The sequence below is a fragment of the Nonomuraea sp. MG754425 genome (assembly GCF_021699195.1).
In the GTDB taxonomy this organism is placed as follows: domain Bacteria; phylum Actinomycetota; class Actinomycetes; order Streptosporangiales; family Streptosporangiaceae; genus Nonomuraea.
Genome location: NZ_SSXE01000260.1, coordinates 1 through 10928, shown reverse-complemented (window position 1 = coordinate 10928; position 10928 = coordinate 1). Strand labels below are relative to the sequence as shown.

The window sequence follows — 10928 nt, the reverse complement described above, 5'->3', positions numbered from 1 at the left end:
GCCCGCGCCCGTCCTGCCCGGCACGCGGCTCAAGCCGCGCGGCCGGGTCCGATAGTCACGGACGGGGGCGGCGTCACGTGAGCCGCTGGGCCTTGCTCAGCAGCCGCTGCGCCACCACCACGAGCGCCAGGAACACGCCGCTGACCACCTGCTGGAACGCCGAGGTCAGGCTGCCCACCTGGTTGATCAGGCTCTGGATGACGCCGAGCAGCAGCACCCCGGCCACCGACCCGGTGACGCCGCCGGCGCCGCCGGTCAGCAGGGTGCCGCCGATCACGACGGCGGCGATGGCGTCGAGTTCGAGGCCGATGCCGAGGATGGTCACGCCGGAGGAGAGCCGGGCGGCGTTGAGCGCGCCGGCCAGGCCCGCCAGCAGGCCCGACATGACGTACACGAGCACCTTCGTGCGCGCGACGGGCACGCCCATCAGGGCCGCCGCCTGCTCGTTGCCGCCGACGGCGTACACGTTCTGGCCGAAGCCCGTGCGCTGCAGCAGCACCATCGCGGCCAGGGCGAGGACGACCGTGACGTACACGGGGTAGGACAGGCCGAGGATCTCGCCCTGGCCGAGCGCGGCAAAGGCGCGGTCCTCGACGAGGTAGGTGGTGGCGCCCTCGTCGGAGATGGCCAGCATCAGGCCGCGCACGCCGAGCAGCCCGGCCAGCGTCACGATGAACGGGGCCATCCCCGTACGCGCGATCACCAGCCCCTGGAGCAGGCCCACCAGCCCGCACACCGCCAGCGGCAGCAGCAGCGCGGCGAGCGGGCCGTGCCGCGAGCCGTAGGCGGCCAGCACCCCGCCCAGGACGAACAGCGACCCCACCGACAGGTCGATCCCGCCGCTGATGATCACGAACGTCATGCCGATCGCGATGATCGCCAGGAACGACGAGGACACGACCACGCTGGCGGCGTTGGCGGGGGTGGCGAAGGTGTCGAAGGCCAGGCTGCCCACGATCACCAGCAGCCCCAGCACCATGACGGCGCCGTGCTGCTGGAGCAGGCGGCTCACCTGCTCGCGGTTCATCGGCTGCCCCGCTTCCTGGTGGCGTAGACGGCGGCCAGGATGATGACCGCCTGGACCATCTGGGTCCACGACTGCGGCAGGTTGTGCTTGATCAGGGTGGCCGCGAGGAGTTGCATGAGCAGCGCGCCCATGACGGTGCTGAGCACCCTGATCCGGCCGCCCGTCAGCGGGGTGCCGCCGACCACCACCGCGGTGATCGCCGACAGCTCGATGAACTGGCCGAGCGAGGTGGGGTCGCTGGCCTGCAAGCGGGCCGTGGCCAGCACCCCGGCCAGGGCGGCGAGCAGGCCGGAGATGACGTACACGGTCAGCAGCACCCGCCGGACCGGCAGGCCCGACAGCTCGCTGGCCGGCCGGTTGCCGCCGATGGCGACCACCTGCCGTCCGAACGTGGTGCGCCGCACCACGAACAGCACGATGGCGGTCAGCGCCGCCGCGATGAGCACGATGACCGGGATCCCGGCGACCGCGCTGCTGCCGAGCGCGATCAGGCCGGGGTTGCGGAACTCGACGAGCTGCGGCACCAGGACGTTCGCCAGACCGCGCACGCCGACCAGCAGCGCGAGCGTGGCCACGATGGGCTGCACCCCGACGTACGCCACGAGCGCCCCGCCCGCGGCCCCCACGACCGCGCCGCCGAGCACGGCCACGGCGAGCGCGGGCAGCCAGCCGTAGCCGAGATAGAGCACGGTCAGCGCGGCGGCGAGCGCCATCACCGAGCCCACCGACAGGTCGATGCCCTGGGTGCCGATCACCAGCGCCATGCCGAGCGAGACGATCACGACGGGGGTGACCTGGACGAGCTGGGTGCGGAAGTTGGAGGCGTCCAGGAAGTGCGGGGTGAACAGCACGTTGAACAGCAGCAGCGCCAGCACCGCGGCGTACACGCCGTAGTCCTGCACCCAGGCGTACACCTGCGGTTTGAGCACGGCGGCCCGGCCGCCGCCCTGGCGTGAGGTGAGCTCAGCCATCGGCCTGCTCCGCGATCGTCGCCATGATCCTCTCCTCGGTCACCTCGTCGCCCGCCAGCTCGCCCACGACCGCGCCCTCGCGCAGCACGAGGATCCGGTCGGCGCCCTCGACGAGCTCCTCCAGGTCGGAGGAGATGAGCAGCACGCCGAGCCCCTCCCCGGCCAGCTCGTCGATCAGCGCCTGCACCTCGGCCTTGGCGCCGACGTCGATGCCGCGGGTGGGCTCGTCCAGCAGCAGCACCTTGGGCCGCACGGCCAGCCAGCGGGCCAGCAGCACCTTCTGCTGGTTGCCGCCGGACAGCTCGCAGACGAGCTGGTGCGGCGAGGCGGCCTTGATCCGCAGCCTCCGCATGAAGATCTCGACCACCCGGTCGATCTTCGCCTCGGACACCACGCCGGCCCTGCCGAGGGCGGGCAGGGCGGCCAGGGCGATGTTCTCGCGGACGGACAGGGTGGGGATGATGCCCTCGGCCTTGCGGTCCTCGGGCAGCAGGCTGACGCCCGCCCTGATCGCCGCCGACGTCGAGCCGGCCCGCAGGGGCGCGCCGGCCACGAGCACCTGGCCGCCGTCCAGCGGCAGCGCGCCGACGATGGCCTTGGCGGTCTCGGTGCGCCCGGCGCCGAGCAGCCCGCCGAGACCGACGACCTCGCCCGGCCGGACGCTCACGTCCACGCCGTCGAGGACGTGCCGCCGGGTCAGGCCGCGCGCCTCGACGACCGGGCCCCGGGCAGGAGCCCGCCCGGCGTCCCCGGGCTGACGGGCCGCCTCGGCGTGGCGCTCGCGGGAGAAGCTGGTCAGGCCGTGGGAGCGGACCTCGTTCAGGTCGCGGCCGAGCATGAGCGAGATGAGGTCGAGCCGCCCCAGCCCGGCCAGCGGGCCGGTGTGGGCCAGGCGGCCGTCGCGCAGGATCGTCACCTGGTCGCACACCCGGTACAGCTCGTCGAGGCGGTGGCTGACGTACAGGACGGCGATCCCGCTGTCGCGCAGCCGCCCGATCACCCCGAAGAGGGTCTCCACCTCGCGCGGCTCCAGGGACGAGGTGGGCTCGTCCATGATGACCACCCGCGCGTCCACCGACACCGCCCGCGCCAGGGCGACCATCTGCTGCGCGCCCACCCCGAGCGCGCGCAGCGGCCGGCGGACGTCGGTCTCGACGCCGTAGCCGGCCAGCACCCGCGCGGCCTCGTCGTACATGGCGGCGGCGTCTATCACCCCGAACCTGCCGCGCGGCTCGCGGCCGAGCAGCAGGTTGCGGGCCACCGACATCATGGGGACGAGGTTGACCTCCTGGTAGATGGTGGAGATGCCGGCCCGCTGCGCCTCCATGGGGGTGCCGAAGGCGGCGGGGCCGCCCCGGTAGCGCAGCTCGCCGCCGTCGGGCCGGTACACGCCGGTGAAGACCTTGATCAGGGTGGACTTGCCCGCGCCGTTCTCGCCGACGAGCGCGTGCGCCTGGCCCGGACGCAGGGCGAGGGACACGTCGTCGAGGGCGAGCACGCCGGGGAAGCGCTTGCTGATCCCCCGGGCCTCCAGGACCGGTGCCACGTCGTCGGCCAAGTCAGTACGCCTCGCCGATGGAGTCCTCGGCGTTGCCCGTGTCGTAGTCGCGGTCGGAGATGATCACCTTGTCGGGGATGGCCTCGCCGTTCAGGAACTTCTGGGCGGTCTCGAAGGCGAGCGGGCCGAAGCGCGGGTTGGACTCGATGACCGCGTGCAGCCAGCCGTCGGCGATGCCCTGGACGGCGCTGCGGGTGCCGTCCACCGAGACGATCCTGATCTCGCCGGGCTCCTTGCCCGCGCCCTTCAGCGCGGTGACCGCGCCCAGCGCCATCTCGTCGTTCTCGGCGTAGATGCCGTTGATGTCGGGGTTGGACTGGATGAGCTGCTCGGTGACCTGCTGTCCCTTCTCCCGGGCGAACTCGCCGGTCTGCTCGAACGAGATCGTCAGGCCGGGCGCCTTCTCCTTGACGCGGTCCTTGAAGCCGTTGGTGCGCTCGGTGGTGACGTTGTTGCCCGGCGCGCCGAGCAGGATGGCGACCTTGCCCTGGCCGTCCAGCGCCTCGATCATGCGGTCGGCGGCGCGTTTGCCCTGCTCGTAGAAGTCGGAGCCGATGAACGTCAGGTAGTCGCTGCACGCCTTGGCGTTGATCTTGCGGTCGACCGTGATGATGGGGATCTTCTTGGCGGCGGCCTGCTGGAGCACCGGCTCCCAGCCGTCGGAGTTGAGCGGCGCGATGACCAGGAGCCGCACGCCCTGGGCGATGAGCTGCTGCACGTCGGTGATCTGTTTGGAGAACTGCGACTGGGCGTTGGTGACCCTGAGGTCGGTGATGCCGAGCCGGGCGGCCTCGTCCTTGATCGACTTGGTTTCGGCGATCCGGAACGGGTTGGCCTCCTTCTCCGACTGGGAGAAGCCCACCACGGCGCTCCTGAGGTCGAAGGCCGTGCCGCCGAACTGCTGCAGCGTGCACGTCGGCCCGGCCGTGCCGGACGGGCTCTGGACGACCTGCCGTCCGGCCGAGCCGGTGGCGGCCGGCGCGCTCTGCGGCTCCTCCGCCTTCGCGCACGCGGCCGCGGTGAGGAGGACGGCCAGCGCCAGCGCGGCTGTCCGGACATGGGGGGTCATCGCGGGTCCTTCCTCTCAGGTGCCGCGCCCGGGCCGGAGGGGCCCGGGCGCGCTGCGCGCTGGTCGCAGGTGGGGTTGATCGCGCCGGTCAGCGCCTTGTGCGCGTCGTGCAGGCGCTTGACGTCGGGCTTGGTGATCGCCCGGTCGTAGGTCATGAGGCCGTTGATCTCGGTCTCGACGTCGGTGGTCTGGGTGTAGATCGCGGCGCTGAGCTGCTCGCAGGCGTGCAACCGGGCCAGTTCGCCGGTCATGCTGACGTAGCGGTCGGTGAGGGACTCGGGGTCGGGCTCGACCGCGTAGCCCCAGCCGCCGCCCGCCCAGGTGTGGCCGACGACGGGCAGGGCCAGGCCGCCGTACTCGCCGAGCACGTTCGCCCGGGTGCCGGACGGCTTGCCGGGGTTACCCGGGCCCGGGTAGATGTGGAAGTCCTTGACGTCGCCGTTGCCGCCGTCCACGGCGCCGCAGCAGTTGATCCCGCTCATGTTGTTCACCAGGCGGGCGGGGTCCCAGCTCTTGACCAGGTCGGCGATGCGGGCCTGGTCGTACTGGCCCCAGCCCTCGTTGAAGGGCACCCACATGATGATCGACGGGCTGCTGCGGTGCTGGTCGACCAGCTCCTTCAGCTCGGCCTCGAACTGCGGCCCGGCGGTGGTGCGGAAGGCGGCCGGCATGTCCTGCCAGACCAGCAGGCCGAGCCGGTCGGCGTGCAGGTACCAGCGGTCGGACTCGACCTTGACGTGCTTGCGCACCGCGTTGAAGCCGAGCGCCTTGGTCTGCTCCAGGTCGTAACGCAGGGCCTCGTCGGTCGGCGGGGTGTAAATGCCGTCGGGCCAGAAGCCCTGGTCGAGGGGGCCGATCTGGAAGACGGGCTGCCCGTTGAGCAGCATGCGGTTGCCGGAGACGGAGATGGAGCGCATGCCGAAGTACGACTCCACCTTGTCGTCCTTGAGGCGGACCTCCAGGTCGTACAGGTGGGGGTCGTCGGGCGACCACAGCTTGGGGCGGGGCACCGGGAGCCGCAGTTCCCGGCCGGTCGCGCCCCGGACGACGCCGACGACCTTGCGGCCGTCCCTGGCGATCACGGTGGCGGTGCCCGGCGAGCCGTGCACGGTCACCCGCAGCGCCTCGCCGGCCACGTCGGGGGTGGTGTCCACGCGCTCGACGCGGTCCTTCGGCACCGGCTCGATCCAGACGGTCTGCCAGATGCCGGACACCGAGGTGTACCAGATGCCGCCCGGGTCGAGCCGCTGCTTGCCGATGGCCTGGGCGCCGGTGTCGGTCGGGTCGTGCACGCCGACGACCAGCTCCTGCTCGCCGTCGCCCCTGAGCGCGCCGGTGACGTCCACGCTGATCCGGTCGTAGCCGCCCTGGTGGGTGGCGACCTGCCGGCCGTTGACGTAGATCGCGGCGTCGAAGTCCACGGCGTCGAGGTGCAGCATCAGCCGCTCGCCGCGCCAGGCGCGGGGCACCTCGAACGTCCTGCGGTACCACATGCGCTCCTCGTGCCGCCCGATGCCGGAGAGCTGCGACTCCACCGGGTACGGCACCACGATGCGCTCGGGCAGCGTGCGCCCGGCGGGCACGGCCTCGCCCTCCTTGGCCGGAGCGAACTGCCACACGCCGTTGAGGTTGTGCCAGCGGTCGCGGGCGAGCTGCGGCCTGGGGTACTCGGGCAGCGGGTGCCGCCTGTCCACCTGGTCGGTCCAGCGGGTCTTGAGCACGTACGTGGAGGCGTTGACCACGTGCGCGAACGGGTAGGCGGCCAGCGGCGTGCCGTCGGCGTAGGCGACGCCTCCGGTGCCGTCGTAGGAGGTGCGCACGGTGCTGCCCGCCTTCGACGGGACCGGGTGGCCGAGCTTGAGCTCCACGGTCTCGGGGGTCTTCAGCGTCGCGGCGGTGACCGGCCAGGCGGCGGCCCCGACGGTGACGGCCAGTTTGCGCTCCGCGCCGGCGGGCAGCGCGGCGAGCGGCTTGGGGAAGGTGAGCGTCGCGACGTCGCCGGCCGCGTTCAGCCTGGCGTCGTACGGGCCGTCCGGCTGGAAGTCGGCCGGCACCGTGAGCGCCCGGGAGGGCACGATCGCCTTCGGCTGGCTCGGGCTCTGCCAGCGCAGGCGCAGGTTGGCGCCGCCGAAGTGCTCGAAGTACTCGACCTTGACGTCGTACTTCCTGTTCGCCTCCAGGGCGATCGGGACGCCGGCCTGTTCCTTGTCCCAGTCGTCCACCCAGTGGTCGATGATCGGCCGGCCGTCCACCCACAGGCGGAAGCCGTTGTCGCCGATGATGGAGAAGGTGTAGGTCTCGGAGAAGTCGGGGGTGATCTGCCCGGTCCAGCGGACGCTGACGTCGTCCTCCCTGCCGGTCAGCAGCTTGAACGTGGGGTTGAGGTCGGTCAGCTCCAGGTTGGGGTCGATGATGCTCGCCTTGAGCTCGGCGAAGTCGAACATGCCCGCCGCCGAGGCGAGGTAGTAGTCGCCGCGCAGCCCGTTCCGCTCGGAGGGGGCTGCCGAGGCTGGGGTCGGCGACTGCCACAACACGGACAGCAGTACGGCCAGCAGCAACGCGAGGCGCTTACGCACGGGGGGTCCTTTCGCAACGCAGCCGATCAGGCTCGGACAGCTTTTGACCCGGACACGCTCCAAAGTAAGCACCGCCGGACCGAGCCGGTCAAGATTTTCGATCAGATTCGTTCTCGTTCGGTCAGAGGTGAACCGGCCCGGCCCGATCGACTATGATCGGGCCGTGAGCGACACGCAGAGTGACGGACGCAGGCCCGTGTTCGCCGCTGAACGCCGGCAGCGCATCCTCGAACTGGTGCGTGCCAACGGCGCCGTGTCGCTGCGCGAGCTGGCCCAGGCCGTGCACTCCTCCGAGGTCACCGTCCGCCGCGACCTGCGCGCGCTGGAGTCGGAGGGCCTGCTCAACCGCCACCACGGCGGCGCCACCCTGCCCGGCGAGCTGTCGCGCGAGGCCGGCTACGCGCACAAGGTCTCGCTGGAGGCGGCCGAGAAGGCCGCCATCGCCGACCTGGCCGGCGCGCTCGTCGAGGACGGCGACGCGATCGTGGTCGGCCCCGGCACCACCACCCAGGAGTTTGCCCGCCGCCTGACCAGGCACTCCGAGCTGGCCGTGGTGACCAACTCGCTGCTGGTCGCGCAGGTGCTGGCCGGCTCCCCGCGGGTCGAGGTGATGCTGACCGGCGGCACGCTGCGCGGCCCGATCCTGGCCCTGGTGGGCAGCGCCGCCGAACGGTCGCTGGCCGGGCTGCGGGTGCGCCGGGCGTTCGTCTCCGGCAACGGCCTGACCGCCGAGCGCGGGCTGTCCACCCCGAACATGCAGGTGGCGGGGGTCGATCGGGCGCTGGCCGGGGCGGCGGAGGAGGTCGTGGTGCTGGCCGACCACACCAAGCTCGGCGTGGACACGATGGTCCAGACCGTGCCGCCCGACCGCATCGACCACCTGGTCACCGACGACTCCGCGCCCCGCGACGTGCTCGACGACCTGAGCGCGCGCGGCGTCCGGCTGCACGTCGCCCAGTTCTGATCGAATGTGACAATACCGTTACGGAAATGTTTCCTTCCTCGATCACGATCGAGGCGGAGGCAACCGTGCTGCAGGTGGCTGGCGTTCTCAAGACGTTCCAGGGTGTCACCGCCCTCGACCACGTCACCCTGTCCGTACGCGCCGGCGAGGTGCACGCCCTGGTCGGCGGCAACGGCGCGGGCAAGTCGACGCTCGTGAAGGTGCTGTCGGGCGTCCACCCTCCCGACGCGGGCGAGCTGCGCCTGCTCGGCGAGCCGGTCAGGTTCGCCGGGCCGGGCGACGCCAGGCGGGCCGGGGTCGCCACGATCCACCAGGAGACCAACCTCGTGCCGACCATGAGCGTGGCCCGCAACCTGCTGCTCGGCAGGGAGCCGCGGGGCCGCCTCGGGCTGATCGACCCGGCGGCCGTGCACGCCCGCGCCGAACAGGTGCTGGCCGCGTACGGGCTGGAGGTGGACGTGCGCCGCCCGCTCGGCGCGCTGGGCGAGGGCGCCCGCCAGATCGTGGCGCTGGCGCGGGCCGCCTCGGCGGACGCGCGCCTGGTCATCATGGACGAGCCCACCACCGCGCTCGACCACGCCGAACTGGCGACGCTGTTCACCGCCGTGACCCGGCTGCGCGAGCAGGGCCGCTCGGTCGTCTACGTCACGCACCGCATGGAGGAGCTGTACGGGATCTGCGACCGGATCACGGTGCTGCGCGACGGGCGGGTCGTGCACACCGGCCCGCTGGCCGGGCTCGACCGGCTGCGGCTGGTCTCGCTCATGCTCGGCCGGCCGTTCCAGCCCGTGGCGGCGGCCCCCCGCGCCGGCGAGCCGGACGTGCCCGCCGACGCGCCGGTCCTGGAGGCCAAGGGCCTGACCCGGCAGCACATGCTGGACGGGGTGTCGCTGGAGATGCGGGCCGGCGAGGTCGTCGGACTCGGCGGCCTGCTCGGCGCGGGCCGCAGCGAGACCGCGCGGGCCATCGCGGGCGCGCTGCCGGTGGACGCCGGGCAGGTCACCGTGGCCGGGACGCCCGCCCGCAAGTGGTCGATCAGGAGCGCCGTGCGCGCCGGGGTCGGCCTGGTGCCGGAGAACAGGAAGACCGAGGGCATCGTGCCGACCCTGTCGGTCCGCGACAACATCGCCCTGGCCGCCCTGCCCCGCCTGTCGCGGGCGGGGATCGTGTCGGACACGCGGGTGGACGGCATCGTGGCGACCTTCATGCGGCGGCTCGGCATCAAGGCGGTCTCGCCCCACCAGCCGGCCGGCGAGCTGTCCGGCGGCAACCAGCAGAAGGTGCTGCTGGCCCGCTGGCTGGCCACCCACCCCAAGGTGCTGCTGCTGGACGAGCCCACCCGGGGCGTGGACGTGGCGACCAAGCTGGCGATGCAGGCGCTGCTGGACGAACTGGCCGTGGACGGGCTGGCCATCCTGCTGATCTCCTCGGACGTGGCCGAGCTGGCGGGCAACTGCGACAGCGTGGTGGTGCTGCGCGACGGCGCGATCACCGAGCAGCTCACCGGCCCCGAGGTCACCGAGGACCGCCTGCTGGCGGCCCTGGCCAAGGACTGAGCGCCGCGACGGCGGTTCAGTAGACCGAGACGTGCGGGTGATCGTAGTGGTTGGCCGTGTTGCCGCCGCGGTCGGACATCGTGCGCCACGCACCGGTCCTGACGTGCCAGATGCGCTGCCGGTAGATCACGTACATGATGCCCAGCCGCCTGGCGTTCTTGATCACCCACTCGGCGATCTGGTCGCCGCGCCGCTGCTCGTCGGCCGACGGGAACGCCCCGCCCCTGCTCAGCATGAAGTCGCAGGCCCGCCCGAGCGGATGCTCTCCGCCGTCCTGGATCGCGCGGTAGCACCCGATCCCGTACGGCACGTCGAAGCGCTCCGAGACCAGCTTCTTGACCAGGGCCATCCGGGGCGTGATGTTGTCGGAGCCCTGGGGCAGTTGCGGGACCCACGTGCCGTCGGGACGCCGCAGGCCCGGGGCCGTGTAGAGCAGATCGATCCGGTCCTTGATCCGCTCGATCTGCGTCTCGGCCTTCTTCTTGCCCTTCTCCAGGTCGCCGAGGGTGCTCTCCAGCTCCTCGGTACGGGCGGCGGCCTCCTGCTCGGCGCTCTTGCGGGCGTCCCTGACCCCGGCGTAGCCGCGGAGCTTGGCGTTCTGCTCGTCGATCACGTGCTGGGTGAGGGCCATGCGGCTGAGCACGAGGGTGAAGTCCTGCTCGTTGGCGAGCACGTCCAGCGGGCCGGGCTGGCCGGCGATGTAACGGGAGACGGCCATGGCGCGCAGGTCGGTGGAGTGGCGGTCGAAGACCTCCTGGGCGGTGGCCAGCTTCTCGCGGGCCGCCTTCTCGGCCCGTTCCGCCTTCTGGTGGGCCAGCCGGCTGTTGTAGTAGTCGGCGATGAGCTTGTCCGAGTCCTTCTGCAGCGCGGCCAGTTCCTTCTTGAGCTGGCTGACGGTGGGCTTGGGCGCGGCCTGCGCGGGGGTGACGGCGGCGAGCAGGAGCACCGCGGTGGCCGCGAGGGCGGTGGCGCGCCGGGGAGCGGATCCGCGGGTGGCGCACGACCGGTCAGCGGAGGACGCAGCCGTCACGCTTCTCCTTACCCCGAGCCTCAGGGCAGGTTCCGGTCAGGATGTATCCAGGCCGGGAGCAAGCCCTCTATTCGACGCACGATAGTAGAGGATCATTCGGACCGACGTGTAACTTCCGGCATCTCCCCCGAACGGCGCCTGCGGGCCCTGCGGACCGCGATCCGCCCGCCGAGCAGC

Annotated in this window: 8 protein-coding genes; 2 read left to right on the top strand and 6 right to left on the bottom strand. The window is 72.1% G+C overall.

The annotated features are described in order from the left end of the window. Positions 1-73: 73 nt before the first annotated feature. Genes FAF44_RS48495 through FAF44_RS48475 form a run of 5 tightly spaced genes read right to left on the bottom strand, consistent with a single transcriptional unit; the run spans position 74 to position 7201 of the window. Positions 74-1027, bottom strand: a complete 954-nt coding sequence (locus FAF44_RS48495; RefSeq protein ID WP_237110242.1) for an ABC transporter permease — start codon at positions 1025-1027, stop codon at positions 74-76. Beyond that, positions 1024-1998: an ABC transporter permease gene (locus FAF44_RS48490; protein ID WP_237110241.1), complete on the bottom strand. Its 975-nt coding sequence runs from the start codon at positions 1996-1998 to the stop codon at positions 1024-1026. Before FAF44_RS48490 ends, FAF44_RS48495 begins: the two co-directional genes overlap by 4 nt. After that, the gene (locus FAF44_RS48485) at positions 1991-3556 is read right to left on the bottom strand and encodes a sugar ABC transporter ATP-binding protein (RefSeq protein WP_237110240.1); all 1566 of its coding nucleotides are present in this window, start codon (positions 3554-3556) and stop codon (positions 1991-1993) included. Before FAF44_RS48485 ends, FAF44_RS48490 begins: the two co-directional genes overlap by 8 nt. A 1-nt stretch (position 3557) precedes the next feature. Continuing rightward, complete coding sequence (locus tag FAF44_RS48480; protein ID WP_237110239.1) at positions 3558-4625, bottom strand: ABC transporter substrate-binding protein; 1068 nt, start codon at positions 4623-4625, stop codon at positions 3558-3560. After that, entirely contained in the window at positions 4622-7201 is a 2580-nt protein-coding gene (locus FAF44_RS48475; protein WP_237110238.1) for a PA14 domain-containing protein, read from the bottom strand. The genes FAF44_RS48480 and FAF44_RS48475 overlap by 4 nt, the downstream gene beginning before the upstream one ends. A 163-nt stretch (positions 7202-7364) precedes the next feature. Between FAF44_RS48475 and FAF44_RS48470 the strand changes: the two genes are divergently transcribed. Continuing rightward, positions 7365-8165, top strand: a complete 801-nt coding sequence (locus FAF44_RS48470; RefSeq protein WP_237110237.1) for a DeoR/GlpR family DNA-binding transcription regulator — start codon at positions 7365-7367, stop codon at positions 8163-8165. Between the two features lie 74 nt (positions 8166-8239). Further along, positions 8240-9721: a sugar ABC transporter ATP-binding protein gene (locus tag FAF44_RS48465; protein WP_237110236.1), complete on the top strand. Its 1482-nt coding sequence runs from the start codon at positions 8240-8242 to the stop codon at positions 9719-9721. A gap of 16 nt (positions 9722-9737) precedes the next feature. Here the strand turns inward: FAF44_RS48465 and FAF44_RS48460 are convergent, their stop codons facing one another. Beyond that, complete coding sequence (locus FAF44_RS48460) at positions 9738-10751, bottom strand: hypothetical protein (RefSeq protein WP_237110235.1); 1014 nt, start codon at positions 10749-10751, stop codon at positions 9738-9740. Between the last annotated feature and the right edge of the window lie 177 nt (positions 10752-10928).

Excerpts from the sequence above, each read along its gene's own strand:
- FAF44_RS48495 (WP_237110242.1), bottom strand. The coding sequence starts at position 1,027 with ATGAACCGCGAGCAGGTGAGCCGCCTGCTCCAGCAGCACGGCGCCGTC.
- FAF44_RS48480 (WP_237110239.1), bottom strand. The coding sequence starts at position 4,625 with ATGACCCCCCATGTCCGGACAGCCGCGCTGGCGCTGGCCGTCCTCCTC.
- FAF44_RS48490 (WP_237110241.1), bottom strand. The coding sequence starts at position 1,998 with ATGGCTGAGCTCACCTCACGCCAGGGCGGCGGCCGGGCCGCCGTGCTC.